This is a genomic window from Psychrosphaera sp. B3R10 (genome assembly GCF_018861025.1).
Taxonomy (GTDB): Bacteria; Pseudomonadota; Gammaproteobacteria; order Enterobacterales; family Alteromonadaceae; genus Psychrosphaera; species Psychrosphaera algicola.
The window spans coordinates 66,840-82,744 of sequence record NZ_JAHKQH010000042.1; the positions used below are offsets into that span (position 1 = coordinate 66,840).

Sequence of the window (15,905 nt, forward strand, 5' to 3'; positions counted from 1 at the left end):
TCAACCTAAAATAATAATTATAATGATAATAAAAGGTAGTCTGTATGAGTGCGGATAGAGAGCATTTTTCGTCAAAACTCGGTTTTATACTTGCCGCGGCCGGCTCGGCTGTTGGTATCGGAAATTTAGTTGGTTTTCCTGTGGCTGCTGCTAAAAATGGTGGTGGTGCGTTTTTGTTTATTTATGCAATTTTTGTCATCGTTATCTGTTTGCCAGTCATGATGGCCGAAATGGCCTTGGGTCGAAGCACAAATAAAGACCCGTTAGGTGCCTATACTGAAATATCTGAAGGCGATAAGAAATGGAAGGTTGCTGGCTTAATCGGTGTCATAACGCCGTTTATGATTGGGGTATTCTATCTCGTAATAACAGTTTGGATATTTGGTTATTTGGCAGGAGCGATTACCGGAGATCTCGATTTACTCGCTAATCCAAACACCTTTGGTGAATTTATTACCGGTAAGTCATTGTTTGGTTACATGGTTGGTGTAGTTGCTTTGACGGGATTCATTCTGATGAGCGGGGTTAAGCAGGGCATAGAACGTGCTGCCAAAATTCTTATGCCGACACTATTTATGCTGTTGGTCATGTTAGTCATCTATGTTTTGACTCTAGATAATGCGATGGCCGGAGTGAAGTTTTATATCTTGCCGGACTTTTCTAAAATAACAGCAAGTGTAGTTAGTGGTGCCTTGTCTCAGGCATTTTTCTCATTATCTCTCGGTATGGGTATATTAATTACCTATGGGTCATATATGAATCGCAATCAAGACATTGCTGATTCTTCTAAGCTAGTTGCCCTAACAGACACAGGTGTCGCTTTTGTTGCTGGTTTAATGATAATGCCTGCGATATTTAGTTTTGACCCTCAAATCGACCCGTCGTCGCTTTCTGAGTCATCCATCTCACTTATCTTCGTATTAATTCCTAAAATATTTTTGTCGCTGCAAACCGACATAGGTTATTTTGGCGCAAGCGCTATCGCATCGGTGTTTTTCTTATTGGTATTTTTTGCGGCGATTACGTCACTTGTATCGATAATAGAAGTGCCAAATGCGGCATTAATGGAACAACAATGTATTAGCCGTAAGAAGTCGTTGGTGATTTTAGGACTAATGGTTGTTGTACTAAGTGTATTTGCATCTATGTCGTTTGGAATGTCAGAATTTTTTACCAAGTTTGTTTGGTATGCCGGGGCTGATAAATCATTATTTGATGTCATTTACGATGTATTTTACGATACTATTTTGCCACTTAACGGCTTGTTAATTTGTTTGTTTGTTTCTATGAGATGGAAAAAACACAACTTTAACAACGCACTTAAAGAAGGGGCTGCAGCTGGTAAACATAGCTTTTTGTTTAAATATTCAGATGTTGCGTTATCGACCGTCATTCCACTGATCTTATTTGTTATCTTTGCAAATACCGTGGCGTTGAAGTTTTTTGGGGTAAATTTACTCTTCTAACATTAAAGTGAACTCGATGATGTTAGTTATCGACTAGACATTAAAAAAGCCGCTATGATGAAATATGTCCAAGGTTATGGGAGATTTCATCTTAGCGGCTTTTTTTGAAGCGTTATTTGGCATCCAAATGAACTGTCGTTAGTAATGTGAGCGTTTAGGTATAAGAATCTTCTTCTAAGTCTTCTTCTGACTCATCATCTTCACCCATATAAACACCCCAACCATCTGAATAACCGTTGTGTTTTTCTGCGATACGTTTGTAGTCTTGTTCAAACTCGCTGATTGCTTCATATGTGACTGGGAGTTCTTTAGAAATTTGCAATTCTATTGCGTCACTCTCTTTGCCGCCGTGGTCGTATTTTCTGTTTTCAACCTTAACAATGGCTTCTTGTTCGTCAATTCGTCTTAAGAATATTTTCGCTACAGCATCAGCGTCTTCTTCTTTATGAAAAAGCGCAAAAAAATCGACAACATATTCTTCACTGAAATCAAATCCGGCGTCAAACATCTCTTGTAAAATTTGACCAGTTTCATCTTTGGGAAATTGCATAATATTCCATTTCTAACGTGTTAATTCGTAATAGGGCGATTGTAAGGCAATTTGCCGATAGGTGAAATGTATTCCACCTATCTGACGTAATTATTGTCTGTGGGTTCTTATATTGTGTTCAATAGGTTGACTTGAGCTGCTTCTAAAGGGATTAATATCTAATCCGCCTCTTCTGGTATAACGGGCATAAACCGATAGTTGGCTTGGATTACATGCGTCAATAATGTCACAGTAAATCCGTTCAACACATTGTTCGTGAAACTCATTGTGCATCCGAAACGAGATCAGATAGCGCAATAAGGATTCATGGCAAATTTTAGAACCAGTATAACTAATGATGATGCTTGCCCAATCTGGTTGATTGGTGATCAAACAGTTAGACTTTAATAAGTGGCTGTTGATGGTTTCAGTCACAACTTTTGGGCTGCTGTCGCTACTGTCTTCGACGTCGTCTTTGGCAGCAGAGTCCGCTAGTGACAATAACTGGTCATTGTATTGGTAATCAGTAACTGTTATATCAAGTCCGTCGATATTGGTGCCTGGCAGTTGTTGAATTTGGAACTTATTAGGATCAGAGACATCAAACAATTCAACATTAACGGGCGCTCCCGCACACAAACTTAAGTCTTTGGCCATGGTTTCTTTAACCGCTTCCCAGTCCGAAAACTGAGTTTGATTAAAGCTATTTAAGTATAACTTAAAGGATTTACTCTCAATTAAATTAGGACTTATGGCTGGCACCAAAAACTCTGCGATGGCAACAATAGGTTTGCCATTTGGGTTTAACCAACTTAGCTCATAACCGGTCCATAAGTCGTGGCCGTAAAATGGCATGGCAGCCGGAATGGTGAGTTGATCACGATTTAAGCTCCTTGGCACCGGTTGCAGTAACTTTGCATCGTACTGGTCGTGGTATTTGGTTGTTTTACCTAAAGTTAGCTCGTTTAAAATATCAGATTCGTTATACTTGTCGTTCATGTTTTCCATGTCGTTCATGTCGATTGGGCCAAGAGTTTATATACCGCTGGTATATTTGATATGGCTATTGTACTTAGGTTTAACTAGAAGTGAAAATTTTATGGACCAAGATTTAATTCAAAATTTGACGTCGTTAGTAACAAAGGCGCAGGTGTTGACAGCTGCACGAGGATATAACGACTTTGAACGAGACGAACAATGGCCGTCTCCTTGCGAAACCGAAGTTGACGGACAGTGGCAATGGGCACCGGTATTGCAAACCGAAGCCGGATTTGAGGGGGACTTTAGCAATGTAGAATCGGCCTTAAACATTAAAATAGATCAACAATTTCAAGCGTTTTTTTCCACTTACTTTAGTTCAAATATCCTTGCTAAACATAAAGATGGTGATTTGGAGTTATTGCAAGCTTGGTCTGAAGAGGATTATGCTCGTTTGCAACAAAACTTGATCGGTCACTTAATGATGAAACAGCGCCTAAAACAATTGCCAACTTTGTTTTTTGCGGTAACCGACGAAGAAGATCTAAATTTAGTTGTTAACAACTTAACGGGTGAAGTGTGTTTAGAATATGTTGGTAAAGAACCACATACCGTATTGAGTCGAAATTTGGCGACGTTTTTAGCCGAGTGTGAACCAGTTTAGTAAACTGGTTCACGGTAGAGCTATTTATTCGGCTTCTTGCACCATTGGCCAGCCGCCAAGTGCTTTATAACGATTTACCATCATACAAAATAAGTCTGCGGTTTTTTCAGTATCATATAAAGCTGAGTGGGCAGACGCGTTGTCAAAGCCTAACCCGGCTCGTTTACATGCTTCGGCCAAAACGGTATGGCCAAGAGTAAGCGCTGCAAATGAGGTGGTATCGAACGTTACAAATGGGTGAAAGGGTACCCGTTTATAATTTACCCGCTCTACTGCAGACATTAAAAATCCGTGGTCAAATGCCGCGTTATGTGCAACAACTACAGAGCGGTTACATCCTGCCGCTTTCTGGCCTTTTCTGACCATTTTGCAAAGTTCTTTGATCATAGTTGCTTCATCGACTGCGCCACGAAGCGGATTAAATGGGTCGATACCATTAAACTCTATAGCGGCTTTTTCGATGTTTGCGCCTTCAAAAGGTTCAACGTGAAAATGAATTGTTTCATCTTTAACTAGGTTTCCGTCGTCATCCATTTTTAAGGTAACAGCTGCAATTTCTAATAATGCGTCAGTTGTTTTATTAAAACCGGCGGTTTCAACATCAATAACAACAGGATAAAACCCACGGAAACGGGACGCCAATGTATTTGTTATTTGTGGCTCAGCTGGCGAAGTGGCGCTTGGTTGGTTTGGTGATAATTCGTCATTACTCAAGATTTTGGTCTCTTTTTATTGCAGTTTAGATTCAGCGAGAGATTGAAATTATCCCATTTTAGCGCTGGCATTAACACTCAATATTAAATAATCTTTTTATTCAAATTGAAGAATAAAAATAGTGGCTAAAAGTGAGTGTTCGGCCGATATAAATAAGTAACTATTGGCAAAGTGGCGTGGAACGTAAAACTGGAACGTTTTTAGCATGTCCACAGAGGTAATGTCTTCTCGTGGTGAAGTGTATGACAAATTCAGCCAGTGCAAATTAGCTCGCTAGAACATTTTCATACGCGTTTTTGAATAATACAAATGATTAGACGACGCAAAATGCGATAACACATTAATTACAATGTGACATGTTGATAAAGGTTTTTTAAATGAACAAGATACTTAAGCAACTGCTCCTTGTTGTGCCATTTTTACTTAGTAGCTTTGTGTCCTCAGCGGGCATGCGCAGCTATAGTGGCACCTTAGAAAACTCCAAATGGCAAGTTTCACAAAAAAGTCGGTTGCAATGCCAACTCACACATAACATTCCAAATTACGGGGAAGCCTTGTTTGTTAGTGAAGCCAATAAAATCTCAAATATGGGTTTTGAACTTGACCTTAAACGATTACCGGCTGATTATTCGTTAGCGCAGGTGATGTCTGTGCCACCACGGTGGATGCCAGGTAAGGGCGCAACACCTATTGCAGAACTTCAATGGCATCGTCAATTTAATGGCGACTTAGATGAAAAATCTGCATGGGTCATGTTAACTGAATTAGAAAAAGGGTATTTTCCAACGCTTTATTATGCCGATTGGCACAATAAGCGCGACAGAGTGTCAGTGGCATTGTCGGCAACTAATTTTAAAGATAACTATTATCAATTTTTGGACTGCATAGACAATCTTTTGCCGTACAGTTTTGATGATATTTCATATGCGCAATTGCATTTTGAAAAAAACAGTTCAAAGCTCGATAAAGCCTCGCGCAATAAATTGGCACAAATCGAAGAATACTTAAAACACGACAAAGACATTGAATTTATTTCTGTCAAAGCTTACAGCTCGTCGTGGGGCGGCAGGTATACCAATTTAAAAATGTCAGAAAAACGAGCCATGATGTTAAAACAATTTTTTGTCGATTTAGGTGTTGTCCAAGACAAAATTGAAACCGAAGGTTTTGGTGAGAAACGCCACATTGCGTCAAACCAAAATGAACTTGGCCGTGGTGAAAACCGCAGAGTTGTTATCGAGCTTATCAAGCCATAACCTCCCAACTCTCCTTAATAAACGGAGCTATGCCGTGACATAGCTCCGCTATCAATTACCAGGGTTATAGAGCTTAATTCATAGCTCAAAAGTCAAAAGTCATCCAAATTAAATTTAGATATAAAGTACAGTTGGATTATTCGCTTGAGTAAAGTAATGTCTTTAATTATATAAAACTTGGCAGTAACCGATTAATTGTTGTGACAGTTCATTTGCAGGTGATCGGGTTGTAAGAGCGTTTGGTCGAACGGATTTAAATAGCGTTTAACATCTTAACGGAGTAAGTGGTGAAGGATTTTGTGGAGTTAGGTTTACCTGACAAAATGGATATTAAGCGTCAATATAACGCGATGACAATCACAAGGAAATGGTTTGGGTGGCAAGTGATTTTTCTAACTGTATTTGCTGTTGTTTGGAATGGTATTATTTTTAACAACTATTTGAGTGTTGAAGCTTACAGTGAGTTGCCTTGGATACATATTATTGCAGGAATTGCTGTAACCTATTACGCCATTACTGGCTGGTGTAATGTCACCAACATTCATGTTACGAAGCAGCAAATTCAAATTAGCCACAAACCATTACCTTGGATTGGCAATAAAACCATAGACTCCCATGACATTAAGCAGTTGTACGTAAAAGAAAAAACCTCTAGAAACCGGAATCACAACTCGTACTCTGTTAGTTATGAAGTCCATACCATTACAAATAGTGGCAAAGTGACGAGATTACTTAGCGGATTGTCAACAAGTGAACAGGCGTTATTTGTTGAGCAAGAAATAGAAAAGTACTTGGGAATAGAAAATAAACTAGTTCGTGGTGAGTTAAGTTAATGAGCTGTTTTATTACGTTATTAGGTTTTATTACGTTATTAGGTTTTCTTAGCCGATATTGAAATAACAGCGGCGCCAAACTAGACACAATGTGCCTGCGAAATTAGCGCAGGTAAAAGAATACAAGGATGGTTTTATGAAATGTTTTACCCACCAAGTTGATTCCGTTGGAATATGTAAGTCGTGCAATAAAGCAGTATGTTCAGAATGTGCTGTTGATACTGGAAGAGGGCTTGCCTGTAGCGATTTTTGTGTTGAAGAACTGAACGATATAAATGTCATCATGGATAAAAGTAAACAAATTTATGGCATAGGCAATGACAGTAAATTACCGCCTACCGGGATCCTGATGTATATGTTTTTTGCCGCAGCTTTTATAGGTTTTGGCGTTTATCAAACAATATTGAAAGGACGCCCTGACTACTTTTTATTTGTAATGGGAACGGGTTTCTTAGTGGTAGGCGGATTAGCCTGGTACCGTAATAGAAAGTTAAATATCAACTGTTAGTTTTTATCAATTGTTGTATGGATTTGGTAACGAAATGGAATTTTGAAAAATGGAATATAGAAAAGAAAGCGTGATCTCAAGAGTGTTGAAACACTACTTATTGCCCTCAATTTTACTAATATACTGCCTAGTTGGTGCTTTTTGGGCCGGAGTCCCAATGTATAAAAAAAGTGGAACTGTTGAATTGATGGGTACAGAAGCCTTATTTTTGTCAATTGCCCCCGCACTATGGTTAATTAGTGATTTAGTTATGTATGAGCCTATTTTAAACCTAAGCAAGAAGCAAAGATTAGTATGGGGTACGTTGATATTCATACCAGCGGTCTATGTGTTTTGTAGTACGATTTTTTTCTGATCCCAACTGAAGACGTTAAAAATAAGTTTTTGTGGTAACTCCGGTCATAGTAACGCACTCATTTGACTTTGGAACAGCCTTCAGAATAGACTTGGTTAACAGATAGTTATTTAAATGTCTGGGATTGAAATTGGTGTAAGTAATGAGCTTTATATTGTTTTTGGCGATTGTTATTGGCTTAACTGTATTGCCGATAATGATTTCGGCCAAGATATTAAAGGCGAACAAAACGTCGTTTAAAGCTTGTTTAATTAGTGCTGTTGGGGCTGTTTCGGTTGAGCATTTCACCCGCACAGCAATTGAAAATCAGGGCTTTGCTGGATTAGCTGCGTTAATCATAAACGGTATACTTTTTTCTTTGGTGCTTGGCACTGGCTTTTGGAAAGGTTTAACTATTTCATTGTTAGCTTTGGGCGTACAAATACTAATTGGGTACATTTTTGTGGGTATAGGGTTATCTACCGGTACTATTTAGGTTACACCATTATAAGAAACTGCAATTTACGCAGTTACTAGCTTGCTTTTTATCTAAAGGATTGTCGTGATATCTAAATTACCTCGTTGGGTGGAATATGGCTCTTTTGTTCTTGCATTAGTTGCAGGACTTGTTAATTCCATAGGACTGTTGGGGTTTAAACACCAATCAATATCTCATTTGTCGGGCACTGCGACCCTTTTAGGCACCGGGATTATTAACTCAACGTATTCTGATGTTTTTCATTTGCTTGTGGTACTTATTAGTTTTTTAGTGGGCGCGGCGGTTTCTGGATATTTCCTAAGTAGTGGCGTTGTAAAATTGGGACGTAATTACAGTCGATTGCTTTATTTTGAAGCAATTTTGTTGCTTTGCTCGATTTATTTTTTAACAAATGACACGTTACAAGGACACTATTTAGCCTCTGCCGCATGTGGACTTCAGAACGCATTGGTAACTACTTATAGTGGCGCAGTCATCAGAACGACTCATGTCACTGGCCTATTTACCGACTTAGGGATCATGTTGGGTGCAAAACTAAGAGGCGACGAATTTGATAAACGTAAAGCACTATTGTTTCTGATCATCATTGTCGGGTTTATTTTAGGGGGCGCATTAGGGGCTTATTTTTTTGTAATGTTCAGGTTTAACGCATTATTTATCCCAGCGATTATTTGTGCGCTACTGGCTTTGGCATACTCAATTTACAATGCAAAAATAAGTCATTCAGCGGTCGAAATAAACGATTAAGGTTCAATCGCTGACGGGTATTGGTTTATAAAAGGGTTGCAGTAGGGTGTTCAATGGTGGAATTCAGAAAAGTGAACATTGATCATGTCAGAACTTAAGCATGTATATGCTCAAATGTGGGCGGACTCCATAGACAAATTTAGTCATAATGAATGTGAGTTAGATCCTCTAATTAACAATAACTCCGATATGCGACGTGGCATAACGGTATTATCTTATTTCGACAAGGTCGTTGGAAATAATATATTGAGTTTTCTCGATGAATTAAGAACTATTGAACCTGAGCAATATTATTACCCCGCAAGCGATCTCCATTTAACGATTTTGTCGATTATTAGCTGCATAGATGGATTTAACTATTCGGATATTGACGCCGATGCTTATTCAAATGTGTTTAAAGCAGCAGTAAAAGACACCGGTCCATTTAAGGTGCATTTTAAAGGCATTACCGTTTCACCATCGTGTATTTTAGTTCAAGGCTACCCTGATTTTGAACCGTTAACCAAACTCAGAGATTCATTGAGACAAAGGTTCAAAAAAGCTTTTATTGAAACGACTATTGATTCTAGATACAAAATTTCTACAGCCCATACGACGGTTGTACGTTGTATCTCCCCCTTTAATAATAGTGCGGCTATGATCAATTTATTACACAAGTACAAGGATTATGATTTTGGGACATTAGAAGTCGAGTCAGTCGAACTTGTTTTTAATAACTGGTATCAAAATTCTTCAATAACAAAATCGATTTCGAGCGTAAAACTAAAATAAAATTTGAGCGTTGGGCTATTAATTAGCGACGGACACGTGATAGTTTGCCACAACGGTGCTCTGCCTAAGCAGAACATATGTATTGTTGATAAAAAGCTTTTGTACAGGAAGTTAACACTCAACATGGCCATAACTGCCTAAATTGAAAAACAATTAGAGAGCGTCGTTTAATGTCGACTGAGAGGGTAAACTACATTCAAATTGAGTTTAAGACAGTCGAGTTTATTGGTAGGTTACTCAGTTGAGAATGGTCAGTTTTAATTAAAATTTAAAGGAAATAAGAAAAAGTAAATGGATGAGATTAAAAACGTATTACTCGTTATTGTTGGCTCGTTAGTTTTAATTCTGTGGGCTAATCTTTCTGGGGCGAGTACCTTAAAAAACGCTTTTGACAAACAAAAAAGTAATATTCAGGTTAAAGGCAGTGGCAAGGTTATTCATATTTTACCCGACGACAATAAAGGCTCGCGTCACCAAAAGTTTATCTTAAAATTAGACACTGGCCTGACAATATTAATAGCGCACAATATAGATCTTGCTCCTAGGATAAAATCAATATCTAAAGGGGATACAGTAAAGTTCTATGGTGAATATGAGTGGAACAGTAAAGGTGGCGTTGTGCATTGGACACATTTAGACCCAAATAATCGCCATGTGCATGGTTGGCTCAAGCATAAAGGCAAAACATATCAATAATTCAAAAACGGTTTCGTTTTAAAGGATGCGCTTTATGGATAGTTCGACAATGATGCTTTGGGGTGTTGTTTTTAGTGGCTTAGGCCTTGGCTATTTTTCATATGGAAAGAAGCAAAAGTCGTTAGTTCCTTTGTGCTGTGGTTTATCACTTATCATTTATCCCTATTTTATGACGAGCTTATCAAGCTTACTGATTGTTGGCGTTATTTTGCTGGTGGCCCCATATTTTATAAAGTTTTAATTCAATTAGTCGTTTTTGAGACATGTTGGAGGGCACCCAATAAAACTTCTCCAAAAGCTGAAACTGAATGTTCGACTTAAAAGACAAATCAAATAACCTATAAGAAGTAAATTAAATGTTTAGCGGTGTTTAGTCGATTGGCACGGGTCGCGGTGTTTCTTTTGGTGTTCGTGTTGAACATATTGTGATGGACTGACGATGAGGATATGGTTTTTATATTGAGGTCGCTGTTATATCAGTAACTTAGTTTTAGAACAAATATTTGTAAAATTGACTAGCGGGTGTTGTTACGTATATTTTTAATGGGTTAGAAAAGTAATTATTAATGGGAAAAGCATAAACTTAAAATGCCTAAAGTTAATTTAGATAATGTTAAAACCTTTCAGACACCTGAGTTATTTGCAACTTGGCTGGAACAGAACCACGATACAAAGACTGAGTTGTGGTTAAAAATTTTTAAAAAATCCTCCAAAATACCAACAATTACTTGGGGTGAAGCGGTAATTGAAGGATTATGTTGGGGCTGGATTGATGGCGTTAAAAAGTCGTTAGACGATGACGCTTATCTTCAAAGGTTCACGCCAAGACGACAGGGCAGTAATTGGTCAAAGCGGAACACGGAACATGTAGAGAAGTTAATTCGTGACGGTCGTATGCAAGAGTCAGGATTAATCCATGTCCGTTTAGCAAAAGAAGATGGAAGGTGGCAGGCGGCTTACGCGCCACAAAGCGAAATGGTCATCCCCGATGATTTTTTAGCCGCACTTGATGGTAATAGTAAAGCAAAACAATGCTTTGAAACGTTAACAAGATCTCAAAAATTCACAATATCGACGGGTTTACAGACCGCTAAAAAACCAGAAACAAGGCTTAAACGATTTAACCAATTCTTGTTAATGCTAGAGCGTAATACAAAGCCATCTTAAATTATTAAAGGGGATATTATTCGTTGCGAATTATGTTTTTTATTTGGATACAGGGATTAGATAATTGCCAAACAATTCATCACTTAAAAATTTAGTTGTCTCAACCACGAGATTAACAATGTTTAATGTCACCGAACTTTCTGATTTTGCTTGGTCAGAATCAGAATTAACCTCATCTATTTTGACATTGTTGACCCCAAACGTAGTGAAGTCGTTACCGCCGAATTTTCAAAATATTAAAACCACAACAGCAGCAAAAAATTGGTTAGACGAAATGGTGTCACAAAGTCATCTTTTTACTGTATGTTTACGAGATACAAAGTCAATTATTGGTTTTGTATTTTTGTCAGAGTGGGACAACCAAAACGTACATTTAGGTTATTTGCTGGGTGAGTTGTTTTGGCAACAAGGCTATGCCAGTGAGTTTTTATCGGGATTTATCACTGATTGCCGCGATAATCACTTAGTTAAATCGTTAATCGGAGGGGTTGAGGCCGCCAATGTTCCATCCGCTAAGTTATTACTTAAACTCGGATTTGAACAAAGTCATACGACCGAAAACGGAGTTACTTTTTATCAAAGACAACTTTACTAACTTGCAATTAAAGTAAGGGGAGTTCGTTGTATAATCTTCAAGATGGAGTTACCCCTCAAATTGTTTATTAACGTTAAACTTATTTACGTAACGTTTATTGGCAAATATTGGCAAAATCAGTCCATTTGTATTTTTAAATGACCTCTGTGCCAAATCAATTTCTAATTGTTATTCATAACTGTTTCATTTTCATAATATAAACATATTTCATTCGATTCAAATTACGTTACATAAAATACCTGCTAAGCTTAGTTAACAAGAAGTTGTCTTAACTGAAGGGACAATTGGTTAAGTGTTACGGTCGTTTTGTTGCAAATGCGATGAAGGTAATCGGCTTTGTTTCCATTTGTTTTATTATCAGAGTTGTTAATGCTATGCCCTTTAAAATTGAAAGTGTTCGCCATTTAGGTGTTCTAAAAGTTATCTATAGTGGCGCTGTTACGTTGGATGAAAGGATCAATGTCGTTCATTCTTTGTGTGTTGATCACTATGATTCGACTCGATTTAGAATTTACATTGACGCTAGGTTAGTCGACTACCAACTCTCAGTTGCGGAACAAGAAGTTTTTGGCGCTTATATAGCGTCACGAGAAGAATTTAAAGACGCACTCGTCGCTGTCGTTGTTAATGATGGGCAAGTAAAAAACAAAAATATTATTACCAAATCATCTAAATCTGGCCAAATAATTAATATTTTTGATAATGAAGATGATGCATTGCAGTGGTTAGTATCACAATCGGTTTAATTTGAATACGTTTATCTAACTAACTTCACTATTCTTACATCCTCATTAAGCTGAAAAATTTCCTATTTTGCACTGAATATCACGCTGCAATTATTTAATATTGCAGTCTTACGTTATATAGTCACTACAATATTAGTTGTTGATTAGGAGTGGTGAAAACTGTGAATGTATTGTTAGTTTTTTCTGGCATTTTGAGCGCAGTTGCCGCGTTGTTGCATTTAGGGTGTATCTATTTTGGAGCACCTTGGTATCGAATTTTTGGTGCCGGGGAACAAATGGCACAATTGGCCGAACAGGGCAGTTTGCAACCCACAATTATAACATCAGGTATCACAATGGTATTGGCGATATGGTCTCTGTATGCTTTCTCTGCTGCGGGCATCATTGGTAAATTACCCTTTATGCGTTTAGCTCTCGTAACGATTACTGCTTTATATTTATGTCGAGGAATTGTTGGACTCTTTTTGATCTTTTACCCAATTGGCCGAACTCCACAGTTTTGGTTATGGAGCTCCGCAATTTGTTTATTGATCGGAGTGGTTCATCTTTTAGGCGTGAAACAGCAATGGCGTTTGCTATAACCCCAGTTGTAATGTTAAACGCACGATTAATTATGCTCATTACATCAAATCAATTAGGACATTCATGGATTCTCTATTTACCGTCATTTGGGTAACGTTAGTTGCCGGACTTGCAATGCCTTTTGGTGCTTTTATCGCGAATATAGAAAATGTAAAACCACAATGGTTAGAAGATGAGATCAGACATTTGGTTATGGCATTTGGAGCTGGCGCATTATTGTCAGCGGTGAGTTTGGTTTTGGTTCCAGAGGGGATAGTTGAATTAAAACCTTTGACCGCAGCCGCATTTTTTCTGGCCGGCGGCCTAAGCTTTATGGCACTGGATATTTTATTAACAAAAATCGCAACACCAGCCAGTCAGCTAGCCGCCATGCTTGCCGATTTTATTCCAGAATCAATCGCATTAGGCGCGGCATTTGTTACCGGGAGTAGTAGTGCTTATTTATTGGCGGGATTAATCGCATTACAAAATTTACCAGAGGGATTTAATGCGTTTCGAGAGCTCAAAGAGTCATCGTCATATAAACCATTCAAAATTATACTGCTTTTTGCCACCATGGCTTTATTGGGGCCGGTTGCAGGGAGCATAGGTTATCTCTATTTAGCCGATTCAATTACGACGATATCAGCGATAATGTTATTTGCATCGGGCGGAATTTTGTATTCAATTTTTCAAGATATTGCCCCGCAAGTTAAACTGGAAAAACATTGGTTACCTTCAATGGGAGCTGTACTTGGTTTTATGTTTGGAATGGTAGGGCAAATGCTCGTTTAATGGTTTACGACTAGAACAAGTGTTATTGCCACATCTGCTCTATTCTGTCTTTATCTCGTTTTAGCTGCCTTATTTGAAATCGCATAGGGGAAATAGCCGAAATTAATTCGGTGGGTAAACTCGCTGAAATGCTAGTCAAAGTTGAACTCGATTGATTATTTTCTGCGGTCATGATGCTCGCGACATACTTCGCCATCAGTGGTCCAGTCGTTAATCCCCGGGCACCTAAACCGGTAATGGTATAGAGGCCTTTGGTTGGGTTAGTATGATAACCGTCCGGATCAACGAGGTTGTTGGGCGCTAACTTATCTTTGCGCATTAATTTTCCATTGTTTTTATCAATATTTTTTAGTACCCAATTATTTGGAAAAACTTCACCAGCAATGGGTAAATGATCAATGGACGTTGCTCTAATACATGCACGGTCGGCGATAACATCATTTTTAGACAGCGAGTGTGCCCAATGTTGCTGCTCGTATACCTGTTTAACTTGCAACACATTATGGTCAGTTTCGGTTTCCCTTACTTCAGTATTGGCATCGTTGTGACGGTAAGTCGCACCAAAACATTGATACTCGCCCTGTGACGGTGTGACGTAGCCTTTGTGACATAAGGTTGTTTTTAGTTTATTAAGTGGCGTAGTTGTCGATAGTTGACTGACTTGACCTCGTATAGGGTCGATTGAAATGTGCTTGGTTTGTTCAAACTTTGACGACAAGTGACCTGCGCAAATCGCAACCGCATCGTATTTTTGTGCGATTGAGTGGTCATCACACCCTAAGCCCCATCGAGCACTATGGGGGTCAACTATTGTGGTTAACTTATCTCCTTTGCCGTTTGACGTCTTGGTTGCAGTTTCGTTGCTTAATGTTGTAATTCGATGATTTAAATGGACATTAACTTTGTGTTTAGAAGTCAAATAAGACAATGCATTCTGGCAAAAAGAAAATGGTTCCAGCCACCCCCCTTTAGCAAACCATAAGGACGAATAAGGCAACTCTAAGCCAGCTAATCGAGATGACTCAATGTCGTCTACGAACGTACACACCTTTGGGAAAAATTCAGTTATTTGTTGGTATCTCGATTGCAAATCTCCAGTGAATGCCTGTTGCAACACCCCAGTTTGGTAAAAATGTTTAGTATTGGTGTGTTGTTCCATTTGCAAATAAAAATCCAAAGCATATTGATAAGCAGCGCAATTTAACGCTGCAAGCGGGCTGTTTTTACCTTGCAATAATGGATAAACCGCACCTTGACGATTGCCCGATGCACCCTGAGCAATTGCGTTATCAGCACAATAAATGTCTATTAAGAGTTTTGGGTTTTGCTGCAATAACTCATATGTGAGACAAACCGCAGCAATACCGCCGCCAATAATGGCCACATGTTCTAGATTGGAAATGACGCTGTGTCGGTGTTCTGGTTTAAGCATGAGCTATTTCTGACAATTCCTGCTACAAAATAATTAATAAATTGAAATTACTAAATGCCAGCCAGTATAAAGATTTTTAATCAAAATATTCACGATTTATTGGTCGTTTATGGATGATGATTTACGAAACCGATTTTGAGCGCTTTTTGTTAACAAATTATTTAGTTTTTAAATTGCCATTTAAATAACCTTTCAAATAACGGTGGGGACTGTTTGGCCCGACTTTATTTTCCTAATTCTAATTTATATTTAGAAAAACTGACCTTTGATATTAAACGTGGTCAATTTACGCAAAAAAATGAATATCGTATGAAACTGGAGTAACTAGATGAAGTGACATACAAGACATAAATACAGCCCCAAAAACGTGTTTTAACGAAATGGAATAGGTTATTTAAAAATAATACATGGGCATTGAAAAAATATTTAGGTGTCACAAAGTCGTGTTCAAATTGTCATAAAGCCGTTATATCATTGTCACTTGGACAATTTTGTATAAAAGTTTTTACAGTTGATTTAGGTAAAAATACAAAAAAAAGTTTCAGCTAACACTTGTTCGCTGAAATAAGAGCAGTTAACATTAAAAACAACGTAATATACCGCAAAATTATTAA

19 protein-coding genes are annotated in these 15,905 nt (G+C 38.1%); 15 read left to right on the top strand and 4 right to left on the bottom strand.

All coding sequences use genetic code 11. The features are described from left to right. The first annotated feature begins 44 nt into the window (after nt 1–44). Entirely contained in the window at nt 45–1,466 is a 1,422-nt protein-coding gene (locus KO525_RS15725) for a sodium-dependent transporter (protein WP_215964793.1), read from the top strand. A gap of 154 nt (nt 1,467–1,620) precedes the next feature. On the opposite strand, the gene KO525_RS15730 is transcribed toward KO525_RS15725, so the two are convergent. Both KO525_RS15730 and queF read right to left on the bottom strand, forming a co-directional pair. Beyond that, the gene (locus KO525_RS15730; RefSeq protein ID WP_215964794.1) at nt 1,621–2,016 is read right to left on the bottom strand and encodes a ribonuclease E inhibitor RraB; all 396 of its coding nucleotides are present in this window, start codon (nt 2,014–2,016) and stop codon (nt 1,621–1,623) included. A gap of 90 nt (nt 2,017–2,106) precedes the next feature. Further along, nucleotides 2,107–3,003 (bottom strand): NADPH-dependent 7-cyano-7-deazaguanine reductase QueF, encoded by an 897-nt coding sequence (gene queF / locus KO525_RS15735; protein ID WP_215964935.1) that lies wholly within the window; start codon nt 3,001–3,003, stop codon nt 2,107–2,109. A gap of 91 nt (nt 3,004–3,094) precedes the next feature. Here queF and syd point away from each other — a divergent pair, with 91 nt between their 5' ends. Continuing rightward, nucleotides 3,095–3,637: a SecY-interacting protein gene (gene syd, locus KO525_RS15740; RefSeq protein ID WP_215964795.1), complete on the top strand. Its 543-nt coding sequence runs from the start codon at nt 3,095–3,097 to the stop codon at nt 3,635–3,637. Nucleotides 3,638–3,661: 24 nt separating this feature from the next. Here syd and rnt read toward each other — a convergent pair whose 3' ends face one another. After that, the gene (gene rnt, locus KO525_RS15745) at nt 3,662–4,291 is read right to left on the bottom strand and encodes a ribonuclease T (RefSeq protein ID WP_215964936.1); all 630 of its coding nucleotides are present in this window, start codon (nt 4,289–4,291) and stop codon (nt 3,662–3,664) included. Nucleotides 4,292–4,728: 437 nt separating this feature from the next. Between rnt and KO525_RS15750 the strand changes: the two genes are divergently transcribed. From KO525_RS15750 to KO525_RS15810, 13 genes are all read left to right on the top strand, one after another. Continuing rightward, nucleotides 4,729–5,607, top strand: coding sequence for an OmpA family protein (locus KO525_RS15750; protein ID WP_215964796.1), 879 nt, complete (start codon nt 4,729–4,731; stop codon nt 5,605–5,607). Nucleotides 5,608–5,894: 287 nt separating this feature from the next. Beyond that, on the top strand, nt 5,895–6,440 hold the full coding sequence (locus tag KO525_RS15755) for a hypothetical protein (RefSeq protein ID WP_215964797.1): 546 nt from the start codon (nt 5,895–5,897) through the stop codon (nt 6,438–6,440). Nucleotides 6,441–6,576: 136 nt separating this feature from the next. After that, nucleotides 6,577–6,948, top strand: a complete 372-nt coding sequence (locus tag KO525_RS15760) for a hypothetical protein (RefSeq protein WP_215964798.1) — start codon at nt 6,577–6,579, stop codon at nt 6,946–6,948. A 497-nt stretch (nt 6,949–7,445) separates the two neighbouring features. After that, nucleotides 7,446–7,778 (top strand): hypothetical protein, encoded by a 333-nt coding sequence (locus KO525_RS15765; protein WP_215964799.1) that lies wholly within the window; start codon nt 7,446–7,448, stop codon nt 7,776–7,778. Between the two features lie 66 nt (nt 7,779–7,844). Next, the gene (locus tag KO525_RS15770; RefSeq protein WP_215964800.1) at nt 7,845–8,528 is read left to right on the top strand and encodes a YoaK family protein; all 684 of its coding nucleotides are present in this window, start codon (nt 7,845–7,847) and stop codon (nt 8,526–8,528) included. An 84-nt stretch (nt 8,529–8,612) separates the two neighbouring features. Then, nucleotides 8,613–9,299, top strand: coding sequence for a 2'-5' RNA ligase family protein (locus tag KO525_RS15775; protein ID WP_215964801.1), 687 nt, complete (start codon nt 8,613–8,615; stop codon nt 9,297–9,299). Between the two features lie 291 nt (nt 9,300–9,590). Continuing rightward, a complete protein-coding gene (locus tag KO525_RS15780) occupies nt 9,591–9,995 on the top strand; it encodes a DUF3465 domain-containing protein (protein ID WP_215964802.1) in 405 nt (134 codons plus the stop codon). 34 nt (nt 9,996–10,029) lie between these two features. Next, nucleotides 10,030–10,236 carry a hypothetical protein gene (locus KO525_RS15785; RefSeq protein ID WP_215964803.1) on the top strand — a complete coding sequence of 69 codons (207 nt, stop codon included), beginning with the start codon at nt 10,030–10,032 and terminating at the stop codon, nt 10,234–10,236. A 347-nt stretch (nt 10,237–10,583) separates the two neighbouring features. Beyond that, complete coding sequence (locus KO525_RS15790) at nt 10,584–11,162, top strand: YdeI family protein (protein WP_215964804.1); 579 nt, start codon at nt 10,584–10,586, stop codon at nt 11,160–11,162. A 118-nt stretch (nt 11,163–11,280) separates the two neighbouring features. Beyond that, nucleotides 11,281–11,757: a GNAT family N-acetyltransferase gene (locus tag KO525_RS15795; protein ID WP_215964805.1), complete on the top strand. Its 477-nt coding sequence runs from the start codon at nt 11,281–11,283 to the stop codon at nt 11,755–11,757. Nucleotides 11,758–12,131: 374 nt separating this feature from the next. Next, entirely contained in the window at nt 12,132–12,503 is a 372-nt protein-coding gene (locus KO525_RS15800) for a hypothetical protein (protein WP_215964806.1), read from the top strand. Between the two features lie 161 nt (nt 12,504–12,664). Beyond that, the gene (locus KO525_RS15805; RefSeq protein ID WP_215964807.1) at nt 12,665–13,084 is read left to right on the top strand and encodes a hypothetical protein; all 420 of its coding nucleotides are present in this window, start codon (nt 12,665–12,667) and stop codon (nt 13,082–13,084) included. A 64-nt stretch (nt 13,085–13,148) separates the two neighbouring features. Beyond that, nucleotides 13,149–13,859 (top strand): ZIP family metal transporter, encoded by a 711-nt coding sequence (locus KO525_RS15810; RefSeq protein ID WP_215964808.1) that lies wholly within the window; start codon nt 13,149–13,151, stop codon nt 13,857–13,859. Between the two features lie 22 nt (nt 13,860–13,881). Here the strand turns inward: KO525_RS15810 and mnmC are convergent, their stop codons facing one another. Beyond that, complete coding sequence (mnmC, locus tag KO525_RS15815; RefSeq protein WP_215964809.1) at nt 13,882–15,291, bottom strand: FAD-dependent 5-carboxymethylaminomethyl-2-thiouridine(34) oxidoreductase MnmC; 1,410 nt, start codon at nt 15,289–15,291, stop codon at nt 13,882–13,884. Nucleotides 15,292–15,905 lie beyond the last annotated feature (614 nt).

Excerpts from the sequence above, each read along its gene's own strand:
- KO525_RS15725 (WP_215964793.1), top strand. The coding sequence starts at position 45 with ATGAGTGCGGATAGAGAGCATTTTTCGTCAAAACTCGGTTTTATACTT.
- KO525_RS15730 (WP_215964794.1), bottom strand. The coding sequence starts at position 2,016 with ATGCAATTTCCCAAAGATGAAACTGGTCAAATTTTACAAGAGATGTTT.
- queF (WP_215964935.1), bottom strand. The coding sequence starts at position 3,003 with ATGGAAAACATGAACGACAAGTATAACGAATCTGATATTTTAAACGAG.
- syd (WP_215964795.1), top strand. The coding sequence starts at position 3,095 with ATGGACCAAGATTTAATTCAAAATTTGACGTCGTTAGTAACAAAGGCG.
- KO525_RS15750 (WP_215964796.1), top strand. The coding sequence starts at position 4,729 with ATGAACAAGATACTTAAGCAACTGCTCCTTGTTGTGCCATTTTTACTT.
- KO525_RS15760 (WP_215964798.1), top strand. The coding sequence starts at position 6,577 with ATGAAATGTTTTACCCACCAAGTTGATTCCGTTGGAATATGTAAGTCG.
- KO525_RS15765 (WP_215964799.1), top strand. The coding sequence starts at position 7,446 with ATGAGCTTTATATTGTTTTTGGCGATTGTTATTGGCTTAACTGTATTG.
- KO525_RS15775 (WP_215964801.1), top strand. The coding sequence starts at position 8,613 with ATGTCAGAACTTAAGCATGTATATGCTCAAATGTGGGCGGACTCCATA.
- KO525_RS15780 (WP_215964802.1), top strand. The coding sequence starts at position 9,591 with ATGGATGAGATTAAAAACGTATTACTCGTTATTGTTGGCTCGTTAGTT.
- KO525_RS15785 (WP_215964803.1), top strand. The coding sequence starts at position 10,030 with ATGGATAGTTCGACAATGATGCTTTGGGGTGTTGTTTTTAGTGGCTTA.
- KO525_RS15790 (WP_215964804.1), top strand. The coding sequence starts at position 10,584 with ATGCCTAAAGTTAATTTAGATAATGTTAAAACCTTTCAGACACCTGAG.
- KO525_RS15795 (WP_215964805.1), top strand. The coding sequence starts at position 11,281 with ATGTTTAATGTCACCGAACTTTCTGATTTTGCTTGGTCAGAATCAGAA.
- KO525_RS15800 (WP_215964806.1), top strand. The coding sequence starts at position 12,132 with ATGCCCTTTAAAATTGAAAGTGTTCGCCATTTAGGTGTTCTAAAAGTT.
- KO525_RS15810 (WP_215964808.1), top strand. The coding sequence starts at position 13,149 with ATGGATTCTCTATTTACCGTCATTTGGGTAACGTTAGTTGCCGGACTT.
- mnmC (WP_215964809.1), bottom strand. The coding sequence starts at position 15,291 with ATGCTTAAACCAGAACACCGACACAGCGTCATTTCCAATCTAGAACAT.